General features: G+C 70.8%; 30 protein-coding genes. 12 read left to right on the top strand and 18 right to left on the bottom strand.

Annotated features, from left to right (window positions below; translation table 11 throughout):
• From VF330_RS07650 to VF330_RS07640, 3 genes are read right to left on the bottom strand one after another with little or no spacing between them, the layout of a single operon-like run.
• Positions 1-831, bottom strand: a complete 831-nt coding sequence (locus VF330_RS07650) for an ABC transporter permease (protein ID WP_330850800.1) — start codon at positions 829-831, stop codon at positions 1-3.
• Positions 828-1,778 (bottom strand): ABC transporter permease, encoded by a 951-nt coding sequence (locus VF330_RS07645; RefSeq protein ID WP_414675351.1) that lies wholly within the window; start codon positions 1,776-1,778, stop codon positions 828-830. The genes VF330_RS07650 and VF330_RS07645 overlap by 4 nt, the downstream gene beginning before the upstream one ends.
• A gap of 3 nt (positions 1,779-1,781) precedes the next feature.
• Positions 1,782-3,536: an ABC transporter substrate-binding protein gene (locus tag VF330_RS07640; RefSeq protein ID WP_330850799.1), complete on the bottom strand. Its 1,755-nt coding sequence runs from the start codon at positions 3,534-3,536 to the stop codon at positions 1,782-1,784.
• Positions 3,537-3,579: 43 nt separating this feature from the next.
• On the opposite strand from VF330_RS07640, the gene VF330_RS07635 reads away from it, so the two are divergent.
• Both VF330_RS07635 and VF330_RS07630 read left to right on the top strand, forming a co-directional pair.
• Complete coding sequence (locus VF330_RS07635; protein WP_330850798.1) at positions 3,580-4,410, top strand: M55 family metallopeptidase; 831 nt, start codon at positions 3,580-3,582, stop codon at positions 4,408-4,410.
• Positions 4,411-4,427: 17 nt separating this feature from the next.
• Positions 4,428-5,714, top strand: a complete 1,287-nt coding sequence (locus VF330_RS07630; protein ID WP_330850797.1) for a M20/M25/M40 family metallo-hydrolase — start codon at positions 4,428-4,430, stop codon at positions 5,712-5,714.
• Here VF330_RS07630 and VF330_RS07625 read toward each other — a convergent pair.
• Positions 5,664-6,323 (bottom strand): pyridoxamine 5'-phosphate oxidase family protein, encoded by a 660-nt coding sequence (locus tag VF330_RS07625; protein ID WP_330850796.1) that lies wholly within the window; start codon positions 6,321-6,323, stop codon positions 5,664-5,666. The two genes, VF330_RS07630 and VF330_RS07625, sit on opposite strands and share 51 nt — an antisense overlap.
• An 83-nt stretch (positions 6,324-6,406) precedes the next feature.
• Positions 6,407-6,991: a DinB family protein gene (locus VF330_RS07620; protein ID WP_330850795.1), complete on the bottom strand. Its 585-nt coding sequence runs from the start codon at positions 6,989-6,991 to the stop codon at positions 6,407-6,409.
• 169 nt (positions 6,992-7,160) lie between these two features.
• Between VF330_RS07620 and VF330_RS07615 the strand changes: the two genes are divergently transcribed.
• Positions 7,161-8,819 (top strand): M14 family metallopeptidase, encoded by a 1,659-nt coding sequence (locus VF330_RS07615; RefSeq protein ID WP_330850794.1) that lies wholly within the window; start codon positions 7,161-7,163, stop codon positions 8,817-8,819.
• Positions 8,820-8,831: 12 nt separating this feature from the next.
• Here VF330_RS07615 and VF330_RS07610 read toward each other — a convergent pair whose 3' ends face one another.
• The gene (locus VF330_RS07610) at positions 8,832-10,040 is read right to left on the bottom strand and encodes an FAD-dependent monooxygenase (RefSeq protein ID WP_330850793.1); all 1,209 of its coding nucleotides are present in this window, start codon (positions 10,038-10,040) and stop codon (positions 8,832-8,834) included.
• 86 nt (positions 10,041-10,126) lie between these two features.
• Here VF330_RS07610 and VF330_RS07605 point away from each other — a divergent pair, with 86 nt between their 5' ends.
• Together VF330_RS07605 and VF330_RS07600 are read left to right on the top strand one after the other, a co-directional pair.
• Entirely contained in the window at positions 10,127-10,663 is a 537-nt protein-coding gene (locus tag VF330_RS07605) for a helix-turn-helix domain-containing protein (RefSeq protein WP_330850792.1), read from the top strand.
• 144 nt (positions 10,664-10,807) lie between these two features.
• On the top strand, positions 10,808-11,572 hold the full coding sequence (locus tag VF330_RS07600) for an alpha/beta hydrolase (protein WP_330850791.1): 765 nt from the start codon (positions 10,808-10,810) through the stop codon (positions 11,570-11,572).
• Positions 11,573-11,601: 29 nt separating this feature from the next.
• Here VF330_RS07600 and VF330_RS07595 read toward each other — a convergent pair whose 3' ends face one another.
• Positions 11,602-12,390 carry a pentapeptide repeat-containing protein gene (locus VF330_RS07595; protein WP_330850790.1) on the bottom strand — a complete coding sequence of 263 codons (789 nt, stop codon included), beginning with the start codon at positions 12,388-12,390 and terminating at the stop codon, positions 11,602-11,604.
• Between the two features lie 10 nt (positions 12,391-12,400).
• Positions 12,401-13,528, bottom strand: a complete 1,128-nt coding sequence (locus VF330_RS07590) for a hypothetical protein (protein ID WP_330850789.1) — start codon at positions 13,526-13,528, stop codon at positions 12,401-12,403.
• A 230-nt stretch (positions 13,529-13,758) separates the two neighbouring features.
• On the opposite strand from VF330_RS07590, the gene VF330_RS07585 reads away from it, so the two are divergent.
• Positions 13,759-15,114, top strand: a complete 1,356-nt coding sequence (locus VF330_RS07585; protein ID WP_330850788.1) for a hypothetical protein — start codon at positions 13,759-13,761, stop codon at positions 15,112-15,114.
• Here VF330_RS07585 and VF330_RS07580 read toward each other — a convergent pair.
• Complete coding sequence (locus VF330_RS07580) at positions 15,111-15,677, bottom strand: TetR/AcrR family transcriptional regulator (protein WP_330850787.1); 567 nt, start codon at positions 15,675-15,677, stop codon at positions 15,111-15,113. The two genes, VF330_RS07585 and VF330_RS07580, sit on opposite strands and share 4 nt — an antisense overlap.
• A 62-nt stretch (positions 15,678-15,739) precedes the next feature.
• On the opposite strand from VF330_RS07580, the gene VF330_RS07575 reads away from it, so the two are divergent.
• Complete coding sequence (locus VF330_RS07575) at positions 15,740-16,231, top strand: FBP domain-containing protein (RefSeq protein WP_330850786.1); 492 nt, start codon at positions 15,740-15,742, stop codon at positions 16,229-16,231.
• A gap of 3 nt (positions 16,232-16,234) precedes the next feature.
• Here VF330_RS07575 and VF330_RS07570 read toward each other — a convergent pair whose 3' ends face one another.
• The 6 genes from VF330_RS07570 to VF330_RS07545 all read right to left on the bottom strand — a co-directional run bounded on the left by VF330_RS07570 (position 16,235) and on the right by VF330_RS07545 (position 19,103).
• Entirely contained in the window at positions 16,235-16,411 is a 177-nt protein-coding gene (locus VF330_RS07570) for a hypothetical protein (RefSeq protein ID WP_325519546.1), read from the bottom strand.
• Between the two features lie 128 nt (positions 16,412-16,539).
• Positions 16,540-16,881, bottom strand: a complete 342-nt coding sequence (locus VF330_RS07565) for a helix-turn-helix domain-containing protein (protein WP_330850785.1) — start codon at positions 16,879-16,881, stop codon at positions 16,540-16,542.
• Positions 16,878-17,342, bottom strand: coding sequence for an SRPBCC family protein (locus VF330_RS07560; RefSeq protein WP_330850784.1), 465 nt, complete (start codon positions 17,340-17,342; stop codon positions 16,878-16,880). The genes VF330_RS07565 and VF330_RS07560 overlap by 4 nt, the downstream gene beginning before the upstream one ends.
• Positions 17,343-17,423: 81 nt before the next feature.
• Positions 17,424-17,582, bottom strand: coding sequence for a DUF397 domain-containing protein (locus tag VF330_RS07555; protein ID WP_330850783.1), 159 nt, complete (start codon positions 17,580-17,582; stop codon positions 17,424-17,426).
• Positions 17,545-18,423 (bottom strand): helix-turn-helix transcriptional regulator, encoded by an 879-nt coding sequence (locus tag VF330_RS07550; protein WP_330850782.1) that lies wholly within the window; start codon positions 18,421-18,423, stop codon positions 17,545-17,547. The genes VF330_RS07555 and VF330_RS07550 overlap by 38 nt, the downstream gene beginning before the upstream one ends.
• Before the next feature lie 95 nt (positions 18,424-18,518).
• A complete protein-coding gene (locus tag VF330_RS07545; protein ID WP_330850781.1) occupies positions 18,519-19,103 on the bottom strand; it encodes a TetR family transcriptional regulator in 585 nt (194 codons plus the stop codon).
• Between the two features lie 92 nt (positions 19,104-19,195).
• Here VF330_RS07545 and VF330_RS07540 point away from each other — a divergent pair, with 92 nt between their 5' ends.
• Complete coding sequence (locus VF330_RS07540) at positions 19,196-20,242, top strand: NAD(P)-dependent alcohol dehydrogenase (protein ID WP_330850780.1); 1,047 nt, start codon at positions 19,196-19,198, stop codon at positions 20,240-20,242.
• Between the two features lies 1 nt (position 20,243).
• On the opposite strand, the gene VF330_RS07535 is transcribed toward VF330_RS07540, so the two are convergent.
• Entirely contained in the window at positions 20,244-21,107 is an 864-nt protein-coding gene (locus VF330_RS07535) for an SDR family oxidoreductase (protein WP_330850779.1), read from the bottom strand.
• 93 nt (positions 21,108-21,200) lie between these two features.
• On the opposite strand from VF330_RS07535, the gene VF330_RS07530 reads away from it, so the two are divergent.
• The 4 genes from VF330_RS07530 to VF330_RS07515 all read left to right on the top strand — a co-directional run bounded on the left by VF330_RS07530 (position 21,201) and on the right by VF330_RS07515 (position 23,450).
• Entirely contained in the window at positions 21,201-21,752 is a 552-nt protein-coding gene (locus tag VF330_RS07530; RefSeq protein ID WP_330850778.1) for a TetR/AcrR family transcriptional regulator, read from the top strand.
• A gap of 124 nt (positions 21,753-21,876) precedes the next feature.
• Positions 21,877-22,266, top strand: coding sequence for a hypothetical protein (locus tag VF330_RS07525; RefSeq protein WP_330850777.1), 390 nt, complete (start codon positions 21,877-21,879; stop codon positions 22,264-22,266).
• Positions 22,267-22,320: 54 nt separating this feature from the next.
• Positions 22,321-22,917 (top strand): DsbA family protein, encoded by a 597-nt coding sequence (locus VF330_RS07520; RefSeq protein ID WP_330850776.1) that lies wholly within the window; start codon positions 22,321-22,323, stop codon positions 22,915-22,917.
• Entirely contained in the window at positions 22,914-23,450 is a 537-nt protein-coding gene (locus VF330_RS07515; RefSeq protein WP_330850775.1) for a vitamin K epoxide reductase family protein, read from the top strand. Before VF330_RS07520 ends, VF330_RS07515 begins: the two co-directional genes overlap by 4 nt.
• Here the strand turns inward: VF330_RS07515 and VF330_RS07510 are convergent.
• Both VF330_RS07510 and VF330_RS07505 read right to left on the bottom strand, forming a co-directional pair.
• Positions 23,429-24,337 (bottom strand): MerR family transcriptional regulator, encoded by a 909-nt coding sequence (locus tag VF330_RS07510; RefSeq protein ID WP_330850774.1) that lies wholly within the window; start codon positions 24,335-24,337, stop codon positions 23,429-23,431. The two genes, VF330_RS07515 and VF330_RS07510, sit on opposite strands and share 22 nt — an antisense overlap.
• Before the next feature lie 34 nt (positions 24,338-24,371).
• A partial coding sequence (locus VF330_RS07505; protein ID WP_330850773.1) for an HAD-IA family hydrolase occupies positions 24,372-24,672 on the bottom strand: 301 nt, incomplete at its 5' end.

Raw genomic sequence — 24,672 nt, 5'->3', positions numbered from 1 at the left:
TCACCCCCTCGGCGTCACGACGGCTTCGAGGGCGCGGCCCACGAGCGTGAACGCCAGCACGACCACCACGATCGCGAGGCCCGGCGGCAGCAGGAACCACCACGCCCCCCGCGGCACCGCGCCGTGCAGCTGCGCCTGGTGCAGCAGCGCGCCCCACGAGATCCGCGTCGGGTCCCCCAGGCCCAGGAACGCGAGCGTCGACTCCGCCACGATCGACGACGCCACCGCCAGCGTCGCGTTGACCAGCACCAGCGGCACCACCGCCGGCAGCACGTGCCGCACGACCACGTGTACGTGGCCGCCGCCGAGCGCGCGGGCGCGGTCCACGAACGGCCGGGCCTCGACCGTGAGCGTCTGCGCCCGCACCATCCGCGCCGTCGACGGCCAGCTGGTCAGCCCGATCGCCACGACGATCGTGCCCAGGCCGCGGGGCAGCACCGTCGACAACGCGATCGCCAGCACTAGCGACGGCAGCACCAGGAAGAAGTCCGTGACCCGCAGCAGCGCACCGGAGAACAGGCCGCCGACGTGGCCGCTCAGGATCCCGACGAGCGTGCCGATGCCCACCGACAGCACCGCCGCCGTCAGCCCGACGAACAACGACGTGCCCGTGCCCCGCACCACCAGCAGCGCCACCGAACGGCCCGTGTGGTCGGTCCCCAGCCAATGACCGGCGCCCGGCGGTTGCCAGGCCGCGTCGCTCACCCGCGTGACGTCGAGCGCGTCCGCGGGGACGAGCAGCGGCGCGGCGAGAGCCACGAGCGCGGCCACGGCCAGCACCACCGCGCCCGCCACACCGGCCCTGTCCGCCGGGAACACGCCCCTGCTCATACGACCTCCACCCGCGGGTCCAGGACGCCGTGCAGCAGGTCGGCCAGCAGGTTCATCACCACCACCGCGGCCGCCGTCACCACCAGCAGCCCCTGCAGCAGGAAGTAGTCCGGGCCGGTCAGCGCGTCGTAGAACAACAACCCCAGACCCGGCCACGAGAACACCGTCTCCGTCGTGATCGCGCCGCCGACGACCAGCCCGAACCGCAGGAACACCAGCGTGATCGCCGGCAGCACCGCGTTCGGCACGGCGTGGCGGCGGCGCACCAGGTCGTCGCGCAAGCCCTTCGCGCGCGCCGTCACCAGGTAGGGCGCGGCCGTCTCCTGCAGCAGCGACGACCGCATCACCAGCACGTACTCCGCGCACACCACCGCCACCAGCGTCACCGACGGCAGCACCAGGTGGTGCGCGACGTCGAGGGACTGCGAGACGAAGTCCGGTGCCGTGTCGGTGTCGCGCATGCCCCGCGACGGGAACACCTCGCCCGTCGCCATCATCAGCAGCATGCCGAGCCAGAACGTCGGCACCGACCACAACGCCAGCGACGCCCCCGTCGTGACCCGGTCGAACACCGAGCCGCGCCGCCACCCCGCCCGCACCCCCAGCCACAGCCCCAGCAGCACCGCGACCAACGTCGACGTGCCGACCAGCAGCAGCGTCGGGCCGATCCGGTCCCCGATCACCTCGGCGACCGGGCGGCGGAACGTGAACGACGTGCCCAGGTCACCGCGCAGCAACCCGGTGAAGTAGGACCAGAACTGCTCGTGCAGCGGACGGTCCAGGCCGAACTGGGCCCGCAGCGCGTCCTGCGCCGCCGCCGTTGTCGGACGGCCGCGCGTCATCGACACGACCGGGTCACCGGGCACCACCCGGAACAGGAAGAACCCCAGCACCGCCACCATCACCAGGCTCAGCGCCGCACCACCGAACCGACCGGCCAGCCGCACCGTTCACTCGCGCTCGTCGGCCGTGGCCCGGCGCCTGCGCACGTAGACCGCGATCAGCATCAGCATCGACGCGCACGCCGCGGCGAACGCCGCGAGCCCGCCCCAGCCCCGTGCGGCAGGGGCGGCCTGTCCGGCGGGTTCGGCGCCGTAGTAGCCCCACACGCCGTGCTGCGCCATGATCACGCCGCCCTGCGCGGGCTGGGTCGTGAACTTCGCGAACCGGTCGGAGCGGTAGGCCTCCAGCGCGTTGTCGTAGGCGAGCACGACCGCGGGCACCTGGTCGTAGAAGCGGGCCTGCATCCGCTTCACCAGGTCCTGCCGCTTGGTCTCGTCGAACTCCGAGAGCTGCCGGGCGTAGAGCTCGTCGTAGGTGGCGTCGCAGAAGTAGGCGTCGGTGGTGCCGCCCTTGCCGTCGGCGCCCGGTCGCTGGCCGCACGTGTGCAGGCCCAGCACGAAGTCCGGGTCCACGCTGGCCGCCCAGCCGGAGAACGCCAGGTCGTAGGTCGCGGCGGTGGTCACCTCGTTGAGCTGGTTGTCCGACACCAGCCGCACGTCCAAGGCGATGCCGATGTCGCTCATCGACCGCCGCAGGTACTCGCTCGCCTGCTCGTCGTAGGCGCGTCCCGCCCGGCCCGCCAGCCGCAGCGTGAACCGGGTGCCGTCGGCCCCGCGAGGGTGGCCGGCGGCGTCGAGGGCGGCGTTGGCGGCGGCCGGGTCGAATGTGCGCCGCTGCTCCGGCGTGGGTTGCCAGTGCCACCGGGAGAACACCGGCGGCACGATCCCGGCGCCCTTCTCCGCGTAGCCGAGGTTGACCCGCTGCACGAGGGCGTCGAGGTCGATGGCCTGCGCGATCGCCCGGCGCACCCGGACGTCGCGCAGCGCGGGGTTGCCGTCGCCGATCGGTTCGCCGGTGCGGGTCTGCGCGCCGGGGTTGACCAGCAGCTCGGTGAAGCGGCGGCCCTGCGCCCGGTTGCGGGTGACGCCCTGCCTGTCGCCCAGCGAGTCGAACTGGGCGGGCGCCATCCGGTTGACCAGGTCGACCTCGCCCTTGCCCAGCGCCTGCACCGCGGCGTCGGAGTTCTGGAAGTACACGAAGTGCAGCTCGTCGTACTTCGGGGCGCCGCGCCAGTAGCTCTTGTTGGCCTTGAGCTTGAGGAACTGGCCCGGCACGTGCTCGGTCAGCACGAACGGGCCCGAGCCGACGACCGGCCCCCGGTCGTCGGTGTGGTCCTTGACGCTGGTGACCTTCTCCCACACGTGCTTCGGCACGATCGGGATGTCCAGGGCCAGCATGGTGACCTGCGGTGCCTTGGTCCTGATGACCACGGTCCGGTCGTCGGGGGCGGTGACGGTGTCGAAGTTGGTGACGAAGCTGCCGTTGGCGGTGCGGGCGACCTCGTCGGTGAGCATGAGGTTGTAGGTGAACGCGACGTCGCGGGCGGTGATCGGCTGCCCGTCCGACCACGTCTTGCCCGCCGGCACGGTGAACGTCCACGTGAGCTTGTCGGCCGAGGGTTCCCACCGGTTCGCCAGGCCCTCGGTGACGGCCTGGTCGGCGGCCGCGTACGCCGTGAGGGGGTCGTACATCAGCCGGCCGATCTCCGTGCTCGACTGGAACACCGCGAGGAACGGGTTCAGCGAGTCGATCTGCTGCACGATCGCGACCTTCAGCACGACCGGCGCCTGAGCGTGCGACGGCGGCGCGCCCGTGCCCAGCAACCCGGCGACCGCGAGCAACGCGCCCAACTTCACCCGCACGAAAACCCCACTTCCCCGGAAGACGCCGCTAACTTACCGAGATGTGCGGATCCTGATCTCAGCGGACATGGAGGGCGCCACCGGCGTCACGTGGACCGGGGACGTCGTGCCGGGAACCGAGCAGTGGCAACGGTTCCGGCGCCTGTTCACCGGTGACGTCAACGCCTGCGTCACCGGCCTGCTCGTGGGCGGCGCGACCGGCGTCGTGGTCAACGAGGCCCACTCCTCGCAGCGCAACCTGCTGCTGGAGGACCTGCACCCGTCGGCCGTGCTGCTCACCGGCCGGCACAAACCACTGTCGATGATGGAGGGCATCCGCGGCGACGTGGCCGGCGTCGTGTTCCTCGGCTACCACACCGGCGCCGGCGCCCCCGGCGTGCTCGCCCACACCTACCTGGAGAACTCGATCACCGGCGTGTGGCTCGACGGCGTGCCCGCCTCCGAAGGACACCTCAACGCCGCGCTCGCCGCCGAGTACGGCGTACCGGTGCTGCTCGTCACCGGCGACAACCTCACGTGCGTCGAGGCCGCCTCCACCTACGCCCCGTCGGTCGAGTTCGTGGTGGTCAAGGAGTGCGTGTCGCGGTACGCGGCCCTGTGCCTGCCACCCGCCGTGACCTCCGAACGGATCACCGCCGCGGCCCGCACGGCGATGGCGTCGGCCGGCCAGGTGCGCCCCAGCCCGACCGCGCACCGCATCGAGATCGAGTTCGACGCCAGCCACCTCGCCGACGCCGCCGCCCTCGTGCCCACCGTCGAGCACCTCGGCGTGCGCCGCGTCGGGTTCGACGCCGAGACCATGACCGACGCCATGAAGGCGTTCAAGGTGGTCACCTACGTCGCGGCCGGGGCGGTCGAGGACGTCTACGGCTGAAACGTAGGGTGGCGGACATGCCGCTGGACGTGGCGCGACTGTGCGCGCAGCTCATCCGCTTCGACACGACCAACCGCGGCGGCGGCGAGTCCGCCGGCGAACGCGAGGCCGCCGAACACGTCGCCGCCGTCCTGCACGACAGCGGCGTGCAGGCCACCCTGCTCGAACCCGCGCCGCGCCGCACCAACGTCCTCGCCCGCGTCCCCGGCACCGACCCGGCCCTGCCCGCCGTGCTCGTGCAGGCGCACCTCGACGTCGTGCCCGCCGACCCCGCCGAGTGGAGCTTCGACCCGTTCGGCGGCGAGATCCGCGACGGGTTCGTGCACGGCCGCGGCGCCGTCGACATGAAGGACATGGCCGCGATGACGCTGGCCGTCGTGCACCGCTGGCACACCGAGGGCCGCCGGCCGCGCCGCGACGTCGTGCTGGCGTTCGTCGCCGACGAGGAGGACCAGGGCGTCCACGGCGCGCACTGGCTCGTCGAGCACCACGCCGCCCACTTCGCCGGGGTGACGGCCGCGATCAGCGAGTCCGGCGGGTTCTCCTACGACGTCGACGGCGTGCGCCTGTACCCGGTCGGCACCGCCGAACGCGGCACCTCCCACATGAAGCTCACCGCCACCGGCCGCGCCGGGCACGGGTCGCGCCGCAACCCGTCCAACGCCGTCACCGCGCTGGTCACCTCCCTGGCCCGGCTGGCCGCCCACGAACACCCGGTGCGGCTCACCCCGACCGTCGAGGCGTTCCTCGTCGAAGCGGGCAAAGCGCTGGGCGTGGAGGTCGACCTCGACGACGTCGACGCCACCATCGCCCGCCTCGGCCCCGCCGCCAAGCTGGTCGAGAACACCGTGCGCTGCTCGACCACGCCGACGATGCTGCAGGCCGGCTACAAGGTCAACGTCATCCCCGGCACCGCCACCGCCCAGGTCGACGTCCGCACCCTGCCCGGCACCGTCGACGAGCTCGTCGCCACCATCGACTCGCTGCTGTCCGAAGGCGTGACCCGCGAGTTCCTCGAACACCAGCCACCCGTCGAGGCACCGATCGACAGCCCGTGGTTCGCCGCCATGGCCGACGCGCTGCGCGCAGAAGACCCCAGCGCCGTGGTCGTCCCGTACTGCCTGGGCGGCGGCACCGACGCCAAGGCGTTCAGCAAGCTCGGCATCGACTGCTACGGCTTCTCCCCGCTGCAGCTCCCGCCCGGCTACGACTACCGCGCCATGGCCCACGGCGTCGACGAACGCGTCCCCGTCTCAGGCCTGGAGTTCGGCGCCCGCGTGCTGGACCGCTTCCTGTCCAGCTGACCCCACCCAGGCCGACTCCTGCCGAGCTGACTCCTGCCGGGCGGGCAGGGGCAACGGCACGGCCGGCAACCCGTCGATGCTCGCGTTGTTGTACGGCTTCTTGCCCGTGTACTCGCGGAACTCCTCGTCGCTCTTGCGTCCGAAGTAGTCCGCGTGCAGGTCCCGCTCCGACCGGTAGTCCATGAACGGCACCGCGAACCCGCACGTGTCGCTGATCAGCTCCGCCGACACCACGACCACCGCCCGCAACGCCGGCCCGTCCGCCTCCCCGAACCCCGCCACCAGCTCACCGAACCGCGGGTCGTCGCGGAACACGGGCTCACCACGCCCGTGGATGCGCACGATGTTCGGCGCCCCTTCGAACGCACACCACATCAACGTGATGCGCCCGTTCTCCCGCAGGTGCGCGATCGTCTCGGCGTGACTGCCGCCGAAGTCCAGGTAGGCCACCGTGCGGTCGTCCAGGATCCGCAGCGTCCCCTGCCGGCCCTTGGGCGAGAGGTTGACGTGCCCGTCCCCGGCCAGCGGAGCACTGGCGACGAAGAACACCTTCTGGTTCTCGATGAACTCCCACAGCCGCGGCTCGATGCGCTCGTATTCCTTGCCCATGCCCCGCAGTATCGATCGACCCGCGGGCCGTGTCAGCGCCTTTCCCAGCCGGTGAGCGCCCACCCGGCCCGCACCCCTCGACGTCAGGCCAACCCCGAAGCCTCCCGGGCCACGGCCTCCACCCGAGCCCAATACCCGGCCCAGTCCTGCTCCGGCAGGTTCGAGTTCCCCTGCCGCAACCCGGCCTCCCCGTCCAGCCCCTCGCGCAGGATGTCCGCGTGCCCGGCGTGCCGGTTCGTCTCCGCGATCATGTGCACCAGCAGCAGGTGCAACGTCACGTACTTGCGCTCCTCCGGCCACCACGGCACCACACCCGGCGCGTCCAAAGGCAGCTCGGTGATCACCGCGTCCGCGAAGGCCGCGACCCGCTCGTACAGGGCCAGGATGTCCTCACGCGACTCCGCGGCGGTGGCGAACATGTCCGCGTTCGGGTCGGTCTCGGACTCGTCCAGCCACGGCAGCTTCTCACCGAACGAGCGGCCCATGCAGTCGCCGAAGTAGCCCTGTTCGGTGGACGCGAGGTGCTTGACCAGGCCCAGCAGGTTCGTGCCCGTCGCGGTGAGCGGGCGGCGCACGTCGTACTCCGACAGGCCCTCGAGCTTCCAGAGCACGGTCTCGCGCGCCACGCGCAGGTAGCGGTGCAGGTCGGATTTCGGATCTGAGGCCATGCCCGCCAGCCTGGCAGAGACCGGGCCGCACCGACCGCGGTTTTCCGCGATCGGGCGTTGCGCCATCTCACCTGGCAACCCCATACGGATGGCGGGATGACAGTGGGGCTTCACACCCACTTCACTTGGCGGAGCCATGTCCTGCCGTGGTCCGGAAGGGTTGCCCTGCATGCGAAAGAGCCATCTCAGACCCCTGATCGGGGTCACCGTCGCCGCGAGCGCCGTGTTCGCCATGGGAGGCGTGCCGACCGGCGCGGCCCCCGGCGCCCAGGAGACGTCGACCAACTACCAGGTCGGCAACGTCCGCACCGCCGAGCAGCGCTCCAAGCTCGCGAAGTCCGGTGCCGCGATCGACTCGGTCGAGGAGCACGGCATCGTCGTGATCACCGCGACCGAACGCGAGGCCAAGAGCCTCAAGGCCCAGGGCTTCGACGTCACCGAGCTGCCCAAGCGGATGGAGGCGAACTCGGCGATCGGCCCGTTCGACTTCCCCGCGGCCGACTCGAACTACCACAACTACGCCGAGATGACCGCCGAGATCAACGCGGCCGTCGCCGCGTACCCGAACCTGATCTCCAAGCAGGTCATCGGCAAGTCCTACGAGAACCGCGACATCATCGCGCTCAAGATCAGCGACAACGTCGGCGTCGACGAGAACGAGCCGGAGGTGCTGTTCACGCACCACCAGCACGCCCGTGAGCACCTCACCGTCGAGATGGCGCTGTACCTGGTCAACCAGTTCACGACCCAGTACGCGACCGACGCGCGGATCAAGGGCCTCGTCGACACCCGCGAGATCTGGATCATCCCGGACGTCAACCCCGACGGCGGCGAGTACGACATCGCGACCGGCAGCTACCGGTCGTGGCGCAAGAACCGGCAGCCCAACGCCGGGTCCAGCAACGTCGGCACCGACCTCAACCGCAACTGGGACTACAAGTGGGGCTGCTGCGGCGGCTCCAGCGGCAGCACCGGCTCCGAGACCTACCGCGGCCCCAGCGCGGCGTCCGCCCCCGAGGTCAAGGTCGTGTCCGACTTCGTGCGCGGCCGCAGCGTCGGCGGCAAGCAGCAGATCACCGCGTCCATCGACTTCCACACCTACAGCGAGCTCATCCTGTGGCCGTGGGGCTGGACCTACGACGACGTCGCGCCCGGCCTGACCCAGGACCAGCGCGACACGTTCGCCACCATCGGCCAGTCCATGGCCGCCAGCAACGGCTACACCCCCGAGCAGTCCAGCGACCTGTACATCACCGACGGCTCCATCCCCGACTGGCTGTGGGGCACGCAGGGCGTCTTCGCCTACACCTTCGAGATGTACCCCGGCAGCAGCGGTGGCGGCGGCTTCTACCCGCCCGACGAGGTGATCCCCGCGCAGACCTCCCGCAACAAGGAGGCCGTACTGCAGCTGCTCGAACGCGCCGACTGCCCGTACGAGGCCATCGGCAAGGAAGCGCAGTACTGCGGCGTCGACCCGCCGCTGCCCGGCAAGTACTTCGAGAACGCCACCGACTTCACGATCGCGGACAACTCCACGATCACCTCGCCCATCGCGGTGTCCGAGGTGACCGGCAACGCGCCGTCGACCCTCAAGGTCGGCGTGGACATCAAGCACACCTACCAGGGCGACCTGCGCGTCGAGCTCATCGCCCCGGACGGCACCGCCTACGTCCTGCACAACCGCACCGGCGGCAGCGCCGACAACATCAATACCACCTACACCGTCAACGCCTCCAGCGAGGTCGCCAACGGCACCTGGCAGCTGAGGGTCAACGACAACGCCAACCAGGACACCGGGTTCCTCGACAAGTGGAGCCTGCAGTTCTGACCGCGTGACGGGTCAGGGCGCCGGTACGCCGGCGCCCTGACACCCGTAGTCGCGCACCGGCATCGAGTCGTGCAGCCGCACGCCGGTGGAGTTGAGCTTCGCCAGCGGCCGCACCAGCCACGACGGCAACGACGTCGCCACCTGCATGCCGCGCGTCAACGCCCACACGCCCAGCCGGGTCGAGGGGATCAGCGTCTTCGCCACCCCCAGCGCGAACGCCCTGCTCGCGTGCACCGGCTCCCGCATCTCGTCCTCGTAGCGCGTGAACGCCGTAGCGTGGTCCGGGCTCGTGGCCAGCTGGCCGGCCAGCACGTACGCGCCCACCACGGCGAGGCTCGTGCTGCCGCCGATCGCCGGACCGGGGCAGTAGGCGGCGTCCCCGACCAGTGCCACCCGCCCGCGCGACCAGGTGTCCTCACGCAGCTGGGTGATCGAGTCGAAGTAGAACGCCCGATCGGTGTCCAGGTAGGACATCCACTCGTCGACCTGCGGGTGCAGGCCCGCGAACGCCGCCCGCAGCAACTGCTTCTGCCGCGCGACGTCGCGGTGGTGGTACTCCAGCTCCGGCGAGCGGAACAGGAACACCGCCCGCGCGTCGCCGAGGTGCCGCGCCCCGTACACCGCGGCGCTGCGACCGGGCCCGACGTGCCCGGTCATCGCCCCGGGCACCCCCGCCTCCCGCGGCACCGACAGCACCGCCAGGTACGCGCCGGTGAACGTCTTCGCGACCTCGCCGAACACCAGCCGCCGCACGTTCGAGTGCAGCCCGTCCGCGCCGATGACCAGGTCGAACGGCCGCGTGGTGCCGCTGTCGAACGTCACCAGGTCCTCGCCGAGGGCGGCGATCGAGTCGCCGAACAGGTACTCGACGTCCGCGCGGGTGGCGTCGTAGTAGATCTCGCTCAGGTCGTCGCGCATGATCTCGACGTGCCGGTCGGAGGTGGCGGCGAAGAGCTTCGTGGCGTCCGCGGTGATCGGCCTGCGGGTGCCCTCGCGCAGGAACGACAGCCGCTCGGTGCCCGTCGCCCTCGACTCGATCCGGGACGCGACACCCATCCTCTCCGAGATCGTCATGGCCGGCCGGAACAGGTCCACGGCGTGCCCGCCGGTCTTGCGCAGCACCGGTGACCGCTCCACCACCGTCACCTCGTGCCCGTACCGCGTGAGCCACCAGGCGAGCACCGGACCGGCGATGCTGGCCCCGGAGACGAGTATCCGCACGTCAACGCTCCTTACTTAACGGTCGGTAAGTGGATGGGCGTGAGCGTACACCTGCGACTTACCGACCGTTAAGTAATATTCGGCACGTGGCCCGACCGACCGACACCAAGCAGCGCATCCTGCAGACCGCGCGCGAGCTGTTCGCAGCCCAAGGCGTGCAGCAGACCAGCCTCCAGGAGATCGCCGACCGCCTCGGCATCACCAAACCCGCGCTCTACTACCACTTCTCCTCCCGCGAGGAGCTCGTCCGCAGCATCGTCACCCCGTTGCTCGACGACGGCGAACGCTTCCTCACCGGCGTCGAGCAACGCCAGGACGTGCGGGCCCGCGAGCTCGTCGAGGGCTTCTTCGAGTTCCACCACCGCCACCGCAAGGACATGCTGCTGCTCCTGAGCGAGCTCACCACGCTCGCCGAGCTCGGCCTCGTCGACGTCGTGCTGTCGTGGCGCGCCCGCCTCACCGTCCTGGTGTACGGGCCGGAGGCCACGCTGGAGCAGCAGGCGCGCGCGGTGCTCGCGTTCGGCGGCATGCAGGACTGCACGATGCAGTTCCCCGACGCGCCGTTCGACGAACTTCGCGCCGCAACGGTCACGGCTGCATGCGCCGCACTCGGGATCGACTGATCGGCGTCTGCCGCGTGCGGCGTTCGTAGGCGATCATCACGCGATAACCCTCAGCCAGATGAGAACCGGCTCTCGAAACCGATCTATGCTCACCTGACCGCGGGGTAGGGTCCGCCGCACAGAACCACCGCTGCCGGGAGAGACATGCGCGCCGTCGAGATCAGACCTGGGGTCCGCATCCGCTGGGTCGAGGTACCGGGAGCCACGCCCGCCAGGGTGTACCTGCACGGACTCGGCGCGTCATCGGCGCCCTACTACGCCGAGGCCGTCGCCCACCCGCTGCTGGCCGGCCGCCGCAGCCTCATGATGGACATGCTCGGCTTCGGCATCAGCGACCGCCCCACCGGCTTCGCCTACTCCCTCGAAGGCCATGCCGACGCCCTCGCCGTCGCGCTCGCGAAGATCGGCCTGCGCCGCAACGAGATCATCGGCCACAGCATGGGCGGCGCCGTCGCCATCGTGCTCGCCGCCCGCCACCCCGAGATGGTGCGCTCGCTCGTCCTCGTCGACCCGCACGTCGACCCCGCCCGCCCCTCGCTCGGCGCCCCCGGCAGCCGGGGCATCGCCGCCTACAACGAGGCCGACTTCCTCCGCGAGGGCTTCGACCGCGTCCTGCGCGACGTCGGCCCGCACTGGGCCGCCACCATGCGCATGGCCGGTCCCGAGGCACTGCACCGCAGCGCCGTCGACCTCATCCGCGGCACCTCGCCGACCATGCGGAAACTGCTGATGGAACTGGAGATCCCGCGCGTCTTCCTGCACCCCGAGGACGCCCCGCCCAGCGGCGGCCGCGAGCTCGCCGCGGCAGGCGTCCAGGTCATCTCCGTGCCGAACACCGGCCACAACATCATGATCGACAACGTCGAGGGCTTCGCCCGCGCGGTCTCCCAGCAGCGCCTGTCCGTCTGACACCTGTCCGGGGCTTGGCTGTGGGTGGCTCAGCGCCTGCGCGCGGGCTCCGCGGTCCAGTGCGCCGGCCGGGTCAACGCCTCCGGCAGCTTCGTGCGGGCGTTGCCCCGAGCGGCGTTGACCTGCGGCTGGGTCAGGAACAGGCACGTGCTCAGGTCCGCCCCCGACAGGTCCGCACCCCGCAGGTCGGCGCCGATCATGTCCGCCCGCGACAGGTCGGAGTTCGTCAGGTCCGCCCCGATGAGGTAGGCGCCGCGGAAGTCCGCGCTGCTCAGGTTCTTGTTCCTCAGACGCGCACCGATCAGGTCCGCGCCCCGGTAGGACTTCGCGCTGGCCCGCAGTCGTTCGCTGGTGCGCAGCAGCAGGACGTTCACCTTGGCCCGGACCTCGGCGACGTCGAGCGCCAGGATCTCGTCCGGCTCCGCGACGGTGTGCCGTTCGACCTCGGCGTAGGCGGCGGCGAGGTCGTCGTGCGGGTCGAGCCGCCCGGCCTCGGCGAGGTACCACAGCAGCTCGTGCAGCTGCCGGACCACGGGGAACACCGCGAACATCCGCTGCCGCTCACCGTCGCGCCAGTCCACGCCCCGGAACACCGTCTGCGACACCCGCTGACCCGCACCGAAGCAGTCGTAGACCGTGCAACCCGGATATCCCCTCTGCCGCAACCGGTCGTGGATGCCGCAGCGGTGGTCGGCCAGCAGGTTTCGACACGGCGTGCCCGCGTCCTTGGTGGCCGCGAAGTCCGCCGACCTGGCGAACGGCAGCGCGACGCAGCACAACCCGAAGCAGTTGGCGCAGTCGCCTCTCAGCTCGTCCATCGCCGCAAGCCTACCGACGCAGACTCCGCAGCTCGGCCGCCGCCTCGTCGAGCTGCCGCTCCGCCCGTTCCGCCCGGGTCAGCGTCTGGGCCCGCGCGTCCTCCACCACAGCGAGGGTCTGCCGCACAGCCGCCACCTGGTCAGCGCCCTCCTGCCGGACCTGCGCGAGCCGCGCGTCGAACTCACCCCGAGCCCGCTCCAGCTCCCTGTGCGCGTCCGCCGCCGTCTGCTCGGCCCGTTCCGCCCTCACCACGGCCTGGTCCCGTGCCTTCGCGGCCCGGCTGACGGTCTCCGCGGCCTCCTGCCGGGCCTTCTCCACCTGACCGGCAGCCTCGGCCTTCACCTGCTCGGCCGCGTCGGCAGCGGCCCGGACCTCGGCACCGGCCCGTTCGACGGCCGCCCGCGCCTCCGCCTTCGCCGCCTCGACCTCCCGGGCAGCCTGCGCACGGACCTGCTCGATCTCCTTCGCGGCCTGCCGCCGTGCCTGCTCGGCGTGCTTCACCGCATCGGCCTTCGCCTGCTCCGCCTCCGCGCGGATCTCCTCGACGAGCGCCGACGCCTGCACGCGAACCTCGGCCACCTCGGCCTCAGCCCGTTGCACCGCGACCCGCGCCGCCTCCCGGGCCTCGTCCCGCTCGGCCAACGCCGCGTCCGTGGTCTCGTCGGCTTCCTCCGCCGCACGCACCGCCTGTTCGGTCGTCTCCTCGGCGGCCTTGCGCGCCTTCTCCGCATCGTGCCGCCGGCGCTCGGCACCGGCGAGCTCGGCCTGCGCCTCGGCAACCCGGCGCGCGGCCTCGGCTTCCGCCGCCTGGATCTGACTCTCGGCGACGCTCGGATCCGCCATCGCGTTCAGCTCACCGACAGCCCGGCCGAGGGTCTGGGTCATCTGCTCGGACAGCACCCGGAACCGGTCGAGGAGCTCTTCAGCCCTGATCTTGGCGGTACCGGAGACCCTCGGGAGATTCGTCACGGTGACGACCTCCAGGTTTTGCTCGGGTGTCTCGGCCAGCCGCTGCCGCTCCCTCCACGCACGCCACCGCGTGTGCTCCGGCAGGTCGCAGTACTCCGAGGGCCTGCCCGGCCCGCCACCTCGGAAAACAGGTCGTTCGCAGCCGGGGAAGTTGCAGCTCGTCTCCACCCGCATACCGTAGCAGAATTACGTGTGCGTTTACGTTATCCAACGCAACGCTACTCATTCGGGCGAGAAAACGCTGGCCGCCGATAAGTGAACGTTATCGGCGGCCAGGATCGGAGTCGGTATCAGCAGCCGCTGCCCCGGCGTGCGGCCGGAGGGGCGGCGCGAACGGGCCGGAAAACTGTCCTCCGCGCAGGACCGTTCAGCCCAGTTCGTTGGTTCCAATAGCGCTCATGAGGTGTTGGGCGCAGGACTCCGCTGCCGTTCCGGGTCGTGTCACTGCGGCATCACCGCAGGCACACCCGCTCCTGGGACTGCAGGCCGCCGTCGGCAACAGGGCCGTGCAACGCATCGTGGACGAGCTGCCGGGGCTCCCGCGGAGGCCGAAAGACGTGCACGCGGCCCAGGACAGGGCCACGCTGCTCGCCCTCTCCGGGCAGGTGGCGATGCTGAACAAGCCGATCATCGGAAGAGGCCGCACGAAGCTGATCAACGAGTACCAGGACAAGATCCACGCCGAACTGCGCGCGCCCGACCGCACCCGGATCAACCACCTCATCCGGGAGGTCGACGCCAGGTTCGACGACCGGCCGAGGTCGGGACAGCTCATGCCGGACGCGCCTACCCCCGAGGAGTGGGCGCGGCTGCAGCGCGAGTTCGAGAAGGCCCACGCCATGATCGCGGCCTTCGACGGCACCGGCCTCGACGTGCTCTTCGGCGGCGCGGAGGACGCGCCTCCCCTGAACAGGGCGCGCGCCGAGGTCGACGACAACCTCCTGAGGATCGACCGCTACCTCACCGAGCTGGAAGCGCACTGGCGTACGCGGGTCAAGGTCTTCCAGGAGCACGGGTACACCCAGATGAAGGGCACCGGCGCGGAAGGACAGCTGCTGGTGGCCCCGTCCTCGGACGACCTCGCCCGCACGCTCATCCACGAGGCGTCCCACGGATCCGACGTGCGCACTGTCGACTACGCCTACTCGCACGCTCCGTACTTCCTGCGGCTGCCGTACGAGGTGGCTCTGAAGAACGCCGACAGCTACGCCTTCGCGTGCGATCGCGAAGCGGCACGCTCCCTGGTCAAGCCGCCGACGGAGCACGGGTTCGCCGCTCTCGCCGTCGACCGCGCCTACTTCCTGGTCTCGCACAACTGGAAGCACGTGAGCTGGCTGCTCGACGTCTACGGGACGAGGCGGGACGCTGCTCCCGCCACGCGAGCGGACGCCCGTGAACACGGACGAAGGCTGGGATTCGCCAAAGGAGACCTACCGCTGCGCATCGAGCACCTCGCCGTCCTGCGCGACTTCTTCCACCTGGCGGGCACCCACCTCGGCGCCGGCCGCACGTTCGGCGTTCACCGGGGTGTGTTGCGGCTGGACAAGCCGGGGTTGCCGACCATCTCGGTCCCGGACATCACCACCAAGGACAGCGCTCACGCCGCCGCCAACGCCGTACTGGCGGCGATCGCCGCCAGCCGCGGTCTGCCGGACGAGCTGGGCGTCATCAGGGAGTCCGACGCGTTGTTCGAACGCTTCTACCTCCAGGACGCCTCCGACGTGGACAAGAAGATGCTCGAGATTTTCGGCTAGGCGGGCCACGTCCGCAGCAGGGCGTCGAGCGCGTCCAGCGCCCGCAGCCACGACGCCTCCACCCCGCGCGGATGGCTGTGGAACGCCCCGGCCCGTTCCAGCGACACGTACCCGTGGAACGTGCTGTGCAGCAGGCGGGCGGCATCGGTCTGGTCGGGTTCCCACAGGTCGTAGCCCCGCAGGATCGCGCGGACGAGTTCCGAGTACCGGTCGGCGGCGCTGTCCGCGGCCACGTCCGGGTTGAGCGCGAGCTGCGTTGCCGCGTACCGGCCGGGATGCGCGTGGGCGTAGGCGCGGTAGGCGTGGGCGAACGCCAGCAGCGCCTCGCGGCCCGAGCGGCCGCCCAAGGCGTCGGAGACCTTCTCGGCCAGCTCCGACAGGCACTGGACGGCGAGGCGTACGCGCAGGTCGTGGGCGTTGCGGATGTGCGAGTAGAGGGAGGCGTCCTTCACGCCGAAGTGGCGGGCGAGTGCGGACACCGTCACGTTCTCCAGGCCCACCTCGTCCGCCAGCTCCGCTGCCGCCCGTGTGAGGCGTTCAGCGGTGAGCCCCGCGCGTGCCATGCGTCTCCTAGGGTCCTTAATAATTTGCCTAGGACCTCTAGGTAAGCCTAGCGTCCCTGGTCATGAAGCCGTTGACCGAACACGACATCCGCGCGTCCTTCGTCAATTGCACCAAGGGCGAGACCAAGCGCATGCACGTGCCCAGGGATCTCGGCGACCGCCCGTGGGACGACCTGGACTTCCTGGGCTGGCGAGATCCGGCGGCACCGGACCGCTCGTACCTCGTGGTCGAGCTCGACGGGCGGCTCGTGGGGATCGCGCTGCGGCGGGCGGCGAAGGCCGGCCACCTGCGCAAGACGATGTGCGCCTGGTGCCTGACCACGCACCAGGGGGACGGGGTGTCGCTGATGACCGCGCGCAAGGCGGGGAAGTCCGGGCAACTGGGCAACTCGGTCGGCGCCTACGTGTGCGCCGACCTGGCCTGTTCGCTGTACCTGCGCGGGAAGAAGAGCGCGGGGCCGGGGTCGCGGTTCAAGGAGTCGATCACGCTCGACGAGCAGGCCGAGCGGCTGCTGACCGGCGTGCGCGCGTTCCTGGACCGGGTGAGCTCGTAGGGCTCAGAGCTCCAGCACGAGCTCCGCGGAGCACGCGCGGGCGCAGGGCCACGGGTCGCCGCACTCGGTGCAGCCGGTGGTGGCGGGCAGGTGCGTGTCCAGCACGTGCACCGCTCTCGTGCGGTAGCGCTCCAAGTCGGACTCCCAGTCGTGGCGGGAGGACGCGGTCGCACTCGTCATGGTCATCAGTCCTCGGGTAGAGGGTGGTCGAGACCAGGATGCACCCGTGCGGCGTCGTTCGGGCGGAAATCTCCCGAAACACGACGATCGGCGGGTCGCCAAGCCGACACGCCGATCGTCGCTGATCATCACCGGTCGGTGTCCGCCGTCCGGTCGCGCTGCACGCGCTCGGCGATGCGCTTGATCCGCTGCAGCCGGGCGTCCCAGCTCTCCCCCACCGAGGTCAACTGCGCGACCGCGCGGGCCAGCTGCGCCTCGTCCACCTCGTAGCGGCGCTCCCGGCCGGCGGGCAGGGCGTGCACCAGGCCGACGCGGTCCAGCACCCCCAGGTGCTTCGCGACCGCCTGCCGGGTGACGGGGAGCTGCTCGCTGAGCGTGGTCGCCGTGCCGCCGTTGCCGGTGAGCAGCAGGTCGAGCAGGCGCCTGCGGGTCGGGTCGCCGACCGCGGACCAGAGGTCGTCGTCGATCACGGCCGCGCGACCAGGCTCTCGGCCCGCGTGACGAGCCGCGGCAGGAAGTGGTCCCAGCCGCTGCTGTGGTCGCGGTAGGCCTGCTCCAGCACGGCCGCCTCCCAGCCGCGCTCGCGGAACCCGGTCTCCGTGAACCGCAGCAGCGTGCCGCCGTCGGACGCGACCAGGTCCATCGTGACGAGCAGCGAGTTGTCCGGCGCCGCCACCACGCCCTTGTCGTGGACCCAGCGGAACGCGAACCGGCGCGGCGGGTCGGCCTCCACAACCGTCAACTGCTCGACCTTCGCCTCCGGCGAGGCCGGGTCCCCGAAGGTGATCGAGCCGGTACCACCGACCACCGGCTCGAACTCGGCCTCGTCCGGCCACCACTCGCGCAGGTGCTCGGGCGAGCTGACGACCTCGTAGACCACCTCGGGGGTGGCGTCGATGCGGATCTCGCGTTCGATGCGTCCGAACTCCACGTGTCCCTCCAGACCTTGTGCAACTATCGGTTGCACAAGAACCTAGCCCGAGGACACGCGCTCACGCAACCTTTGGTTGCACTAGTGGGATTTGACCTGGCGCAGCAGCAGTGACCACTGACGGGCCGTGAGGGGGAGTTCGACAGACGGGGACTTGCTGTCCCGGACGCCCGCGCCTCGACCGACCTCGACGCAGTTGCCGTCACTCGCGCTGTAGCTGCTCTTCCGCCACTGGGTCACCGCAAGCCTCCTCGCCGATGATGTCGGTGATCAGCTTCCTCGTTCGGACCTCGTCCAACGCCGTCCGACTGAGTGACTTCACCACGGTGTCGTAGCGGGCGACGGAAAGCTGATCTTCGAGGAAGACGTTAGCCCCCTCGCTCTCGACGTAGACGATCGGCGGGATCTTCTTGAACTTCAACCGGTCGAAGTCGCCGGCCAGTCCGGCGTGCGGGCCGAACGCCGTGGGAATCAGGCGGATCGTGAGGTAGGGCCGGACGGACAGGCGCAGCAGGTGGTGCATCTGCTCGGCCATGAGGTCGTCGTTGCCGACGGGAAGCCGCAGCGCCTGCTCGTGCATGAAGATCGTGACGATCCGGTAGCCGTCGAGCACCGCCCTCTGCCGCGCCCTTCGGCTGACGGCCAGCGCGTGGGCCTCCTCCGCGGAGAGCGGCTTGGCGAGCGCGAGGTGCCGGGTGTACTCGGGTGTCTGCAACATGCCGTGCACGACGTTCATCGACCAGCCGGTGATGTCCGAGGCGATCTTCTCGTGTTCGCGCAGTGTGCGCGCTCGGTCTGTGACGCCGGACTTGTTGGGCTGCAACCAGTCCCTGATGTGCGTGTCGTGGTGCAGGGCCATCAGGTGGTCGTACTCGTCGGGTGGCGTGCGCAGCAGGCCGAGCAGCTTGGCGAGGTCAACGTCGGACGTGCCGTCCTTGCCGTTGACCAGCTCCGAGACCTTGGCCTCCTGCCAGCCCAGCAGTTCGGCGACGGCGCGGTTGGTCAGGTCGGCCGCCCTCAGCAGCGCGCGTATGGCGTCGCCGAACTCGCGGCCGCGCACAGTGGATCTCCGCAGAGGCATGCGGGGACGGTAGAGGTGGCGTTCCGTTTGGTTCCACCCATTCGTCGCAGGACGACCTGAAAGCATGCCGTTTGGCGCGCCTCCAAGGCCCGGAGCTAGGGCGCGACGGCCCGGCGGACGGTGTCGCGCAGCAGGTCGCGGCGGCGTTCGTGGTCCTCGGCGGGTTCGTCGAGGGTCGCGGAGTAGACGTTGCTGACCGGCGACCAGGCCATCGACATGGCGATCACCATGGCCATCAGGTCGAACGGGTCGCCGGCGCGGACGATGCCCGCCGCCTGGGCGTCGGCGATGGCCTTGAGCTTGGCGTCGTCGCGGCGTTCGGCCGGGTCCACGAGCAGGCCGGTGGGGCGGCGTTCGAGGCGCGCCCACGTGGCGAGGCGGATGAGGTCGGGGCGCCGCAGGTACTCGTCGTAGAGGCGCACGGCCCAGTCGGCGAGGTCGGTGGCGTCGATCGGGACGACGTTGACGATCCGGTCCAGTGAGCCGAGGAAGATCGCGTCGAACAGCCCGTCCTTGTTGCCGAAGTAGGCGTAGAGCTGGGCTTTGTTGGTGCGGGCAGCGGCGACGACGCGTTCGATGCGGGCCCCGGCGATGCCGTGTTCGGCGAACTCGGCCGTGGCGACGTCGATGATGCGCTGCCGGGTGGCCTCGCCGCGGGCGGTCAACTGCTGGTCGGACATGGTCCGCACTCTACTGACAGAACAGTCGGTTTACTTTGCCGCCGTCCATGGGTACGTTGAAATAGACCGAACAGTCTGTTTGAAGGAGCGTCATGCGCGGCACCACCGGTTGGCAGGCCCAGGGACCAGGCGCGATGGAACGGACCGAACTCTCGCGGCGCGATCTCCGCGGGGATGACGTCGCGGTGCGCGTGGACTTCTGCGGGGTCTGCCACACAGACCTGCACGCAGTCCGCTCGCACTCCGCCGACTCGCACGACGGCGGCGTGCTCGTGCCGGGACACGAGTTCACCGGCGTCGTCACCGAGGTCGGGCCGGACGTCAGGCGGTTCCGCGCCGGCGACCCGGTGGCCGTGGGCAACATCGTCGACTCGTGCGGCGAGTGCGACATGTGCGCGGCGGGGCAGGAGAACTTCTGCCGTGCGTTCCCCACGCTCACCTACAACGGCACCGACCGCCACGACGGGTCGACGACGCTGGGCGGGTTCTCGCGGGAGTACGTGCTGCGGGAGAAGTTCACCTATCCCCTGCCGTCCGGGCTGGACCCGGCGGCCGCGGCGCCGTTGATGTGCGCCGGGATCACGGTGTGGGAGCCGCTGCGCGCGTTGGGAGTGGGGCCGGGCACGCGCGTCGCGGTCGCCGGTCTGGGCGGGCTCGGGCACCTCGCGGTGAAGCTCGCCGTGGCGATGGGCGCCGAGGTGTCGGTGGTGAGCCGTTCCGCCGGACGTGAGGCGGAGGCTGTCAAGCTCGGCGCCCGTGACCTGGTCGTCTCGACCGACGAGAAGAGCGCCGCCGCGTCGCGCGACCGGTTCGACGTCGTGATCGACACCGTTCCCGTCGCCCACGACCTCGGCCCGTACCTGAAGCTGGTGGCCATGGACGGGACGTTGAGCCAGGTCGGCTACCTCGGTTCGATCACCGTGGAGACGATGGACCTGCTCGTCGGCCGCAAGAAGCTCAGCTCCGGCGGCAGCGGCGGCGTCCCGGCCACCGCCGCCATGCTCGAGTTCTGCGCCGAGCACGGCATCACCGCCGACATCGAGCTGCTCCCGTCGAGCCGCGTCGTCGAGGCCCTCGACCGGCTCGAACGCGGCGACGTGCGGCACCGGTTCGTGCTGGACCTGTCCGACCTGGACTGAGTCACCCCACCGGGCCGTCGACCAGGACGTCGTCGGCGTCGGTGGAGTGGGCGAGCTCGCGTGAAGCCTCGAGCGCGTCGAGCCGGCCGCGCAGCGCCGCTGTGCCGTACGCGTAGGCGTCGGAGCCGAGGGTCAGGCGCAGCGGGCCGTCGGCCCTGTCAGCGGCGGCGATGATCGCCGCGACGATCTTCCGGGGGTCGCCGGGCATCGGCAGCGGCGGCAGCGCACCGGAGTGCACGCCGCGCAGTTCGCCGGACGGCCCGTCGGCGTACTCGGGCAGCGCGTCGCCGAACACCGCGGCGCCCGCGACGAAGTTCGTCCGGGCGATGCCGGGCTCGACCAGCGTCACGCCGATGCCGAACGGCGCGAGCTCGGCCGCCGCCGACTCCCAGAAGCCCTCGATGCCCCATTTGGTGGCGTGGTAGAGGCTCATGGCAGGGAACGTCACCTGCCCGCCGATGCTCGCGATCTGCACGATCCGCCCGCCGCCCTGCTCGCGCAGGTGCGGCGTGACGGCGCGGGCGAGCTGGATGGAGCCGGTCAGGTTGGTCGCGATCTGGGCGTCGATCTGCTCGTCGCTGAGCTCCTCCGCCGCGCCGAACAGGCCGTAGCCGGCGTTGGAGACGACGACGTCGATCCGTTCGAGCTCGTCGAACGCGCGGTCCACGACGGCGCGCAGTGCGGCCGTGTCGGTGACGTCGAGCCGTGCGCGCCACAGCCGATCGCCGTAGCGGGCCGCGAGGTCGTCGAGGGTCTCCAGCCGGCGGGCGGTGGCGGCGACGCGGTCACCGCGCTCGAGCAGCTGCTCGGTGAGCTCGCGGCCGAAGCCGGAGGACGTGCCGGTGATGAACCAGGTGCGGGTCATGTCTGCTGCTCCTCGGTAGGTAACTAACTAGATACATTCGTACACCTTCCCCGCGCAGATGTAAATATCTAGATGGTTATGTACGATCTGCGCATGCCACCCGATGCCACGGAGACCAAGCGGCGCCTGCTCGAAGCCGCCATCGACGAGTTCGCGACGTACGGGCTCGCGGGGGCGCGGGTCGACCGCATCGCCGAGCGGGCCTCGGCCAACAAGCGGTCGATCTACATGCACTTCGGCGCCAAGGAGGAGCTGTTCGACCGCGTCGTCGGCGACTGCATGGCCGAACTGGCGACAGCCGTCGTGGTGGACGCCGGCGACCTGCCCCGCTACGCCGGGGCGTTGTTCGAGCAGCTGGAGTCGCGCCCGCACGTGCGGCGGCTGTACCTGTGGGCCGGTCTGGAACGCCAGCAGCCCGTCGACGCCGAGGTGGCGGAGTACCGGCGCAACGTGGCCGCGATCGCCGCCGCGCAGGAGGCTGGCACCGTCCGGCCGGACATCCCGGCGGTCGAGCTGATGGCCATGGTCGTCGCGCTGGTGATCAGCTGGGACACGGCGTCGTGGTCGTTGAAGGCGTTGGGTGGGACGGGTGGCGATCGGAAGGCCGCGGTGCAGGCCGCTGTGGAGAGGTTGGCGCGGCCCTAGGCTCGCTCCAGGCCACCGGCCAGGTGGTCGAGCGGCGCCCACTCGTTGGGCACCGGCTGCCCGGCGAGTACGAACCTGTCCGATTCGTGCAGCTCCTCCCCCATGTGACCCAGCGTAGGCAGGGATGGCTACCCTGGATGACGTGCCCGGCACCACCAGCTCGCGGACCCGCGCGTACCTCGCGCGGGTCGTCGCCGTACTCGCGCTGGTCGCCGGAGTCGCGATGATGCAGGGCACGCCGTGCGAGACCGAGTTCGCCTGGACCGCGCAGTGCCCCACGTCGTCGGCCGCGGCCACGTTCGTCGCCGATCCGGTGGACGACGGGTCGGCGTTGCTCGACGGCATCCTCGTCGCGGGATGCTGCCTCGTGGTGGCGCTGGCGGTGCTGATCGGGTTCGCCGTGCTGCGGCGCTCGTCGTTCCGGGTGCAGCTGCTGCGGCTGCCCGCTGTCCTGTCTCCCCCTTCTCGCCGGCTGGAAGTGCGGCTGGCGCAGCTCTGCGTGTTGCGCGCCTAGACCGAACCCGTTCCGCGGTCCTTCGGTTCCTTCCCGCACACGTGGAGTTCTGCCATGTCCAAAAACGCTCGTCTGTCCCTGGTCATCGTCGCCGTCGTGGCGGTGGTGGTCTCGGGGTTCCTGCTGTTCAACCGCTCTGACACCGCCGCGCTGGAGACCTCCGGCGACGGCACGGTGACCGTCGTCGAGTACCTCGACCTGGAGTGCCCGTCCTGCCGCGCCGCCTACCCCGGCGTCGAGCGGCTCAAGACCGAGTACGGCGGGCGCGTCACGTTCGACGTGCGGCACTTCCCGATCCCCAGCCACCGCAACGCCGAACTGGCCGCCGTCGCCGTCGAGGCCGCCGGGGCGCAGGGCAAGCGGGACGAGATGTTCCGGGTGCTGTTCGACGCGCAGCCCGAGTGGGGCGGGCAGCAGACGTCGCAGCGTGCGGCGTTCGTGGCGTTCGCCGCCGAGCTGGGGCTGGACCAGGCCGTGTTCGAGAAGGCGCTGGACGACTCGTCGTTGCGCGACCGGGTGCTCGCCCAGCGGGCGGAGGGCGGCAAGGCCGGGGTGCAGGGGACGCCGACGTTCTTCGTCAACGGCGTCAAGTTCACCGGCGCGCCCACGTACGACGGGCTGAAGGCCGCGATCGAGAAGGCGCTGTCGTGAACCGGATCGTCGCGTGGGTGCTCGCGGTCGGCGGGGCCGTCGGCCTGGTCGCCTCGTTCGTGCTGACGGTCGAGAAGATCGCGCTGCTCAAGGACCCGTTCTACATCCCGACGTGCAGCATCAACCCGGTGCTGAGCTGCGGCTCGATCATGAAGACCGCGCAGGCCGAGGTGTTCGGGTTCCCGAACCCGTTGCTCGGGATCGTCGGGTTCGCGGTGGTGACGACGCTGGGCGTGCTGCTGCTGTCCGGCGTCGAGCTGCCGTCGTGGGTGTGGATCGGGTTGCAGGTCGGGGCGACGTTCGGCGTGCTGTTCGTGCACTGGCTGATCGTGCAGTCGCTGTACGAGATCCGGGCGCTGTGCCCGTACTGCATGGTCGTGTGGGCGGTGACGATCCCGATCTTCTGGTACACGACGCTGCGCAACATCCGCCCGGCGTTCCAGTGGCACAGCGTGGTGCTGGTGCTGTGGTACCTGGTGATCGCGGGCGGCGTGCTGCAGGCGTTCTGGTTCTACTGGTCGTCGCTGGTGTGAGCGCGCAGGGCGGCGAGGACCCAGCGGAACGCGGGGACGGCTGAGGGGGACGGCTCGGGTGGCTGCTCGCCGTGCAGAGCGGCGAGCAGCTCCCAGTAGCGCTCCATGCGGGCGTCGGCGACGGTGTCGAGCCACCGGCACAGGTCCCGGTGCTCGTCGCGCGGCGTGTCCGGGTCGCAGATCCGGTGCAGCACCGCCCGGCCCTCGCGCGACTCCGGCGCGGTCGCGAGTGCCCGGCCGGCCTGCTCCACGATCAGCGACCGCAGCTCGAAGCCGTGCGAGGCGAGCGCCGACCCGGCCGTGGCGGCGCGCCGGACCCGTTCCCGGAAGTCGTCGTCCGCGACCAGGTCGGCCAGCTCCAGCCAGGCGTCGACCTGGCCGGGCGTCGGGTCGTCCGGCAGCTCCCGCATCCACCCGGTGACGACCTGGGCGTCGTCGTCGAGGTCGACTCCCGCGAACGTCTCCTCGACGAACCGGTCGATGACCACCTGCCGTTCCTCCGCGGACTGACGGGCGAGCTCGTGCATGAGCAAGGCCTCCTCCGTGGTGCTCGCGCGCTGGGCGATGGTGCTCAGCACGGCGCGGCGCAGCTTCAACGTGCGGATCTCCGCGTCCAGCGCCCGGACGTGCACTTCCGCCACCTCGGCCACCGCGACCCGGCGCGTCAGGATCGCCTCGACGGCGTCCAGGCCGATGCCGAGGTCGCGCAGCGTGCGGACGAGGTCGAAACGCGCCACGGCGGTGGCGTCGTAGAGGCGGTACCCGCCGGGCGACCGGTCCGTGGGCGGCACGACACCGCTGTCGGACCAGAAGCGGATCGTGTGCACCGACAGTCCGGTGCGGCCGGCGAGTTGGCCGACCGTGTAGAGCTCCGCGCCGTTGTTCACGGGGCGAAGCCTGCACCTTCGAGCTACCCGAAGCTCAAGCCAGCACTTCGCGCAGCCCGGCGATTCCCGTGAAGTGGTGCCCGAGCATCCCGGCGGCCCGCGCCGCCTCCACGTTCTCCAGCCGGTCGTCCACGAACAGGATCTCGCCGCCGCCCAACGCCTCGCGGCACCACTCGAACGCCTCGCGTTCCGGCTTCGCGTGGCCGATGCGGCACGAGAACGCGCACACCTCGAACAGGTCGAGCCAGGCGTAGGTGCGTTCGAAGTTGCGGGCGTGGTCCTCGGGGATGTTCGACAGCAGCGCGATGCGGCGGCCGGCGTTGTCGAGCTCGTGC

The sequence above is a fragment of the Lentzea sp. genome, from assembly GCF_036380075.1.
Taxonomy (GTDB): Bacteria; Actinomycetota; Actinomycetes; order Mycobacteriales; family Pseudonocardiaceae; genus Lentzea.
Note: the sequence above shows the minus strand (reverse complement) of the source record. Positions and strands in the feature narration are given on the sequence as shown.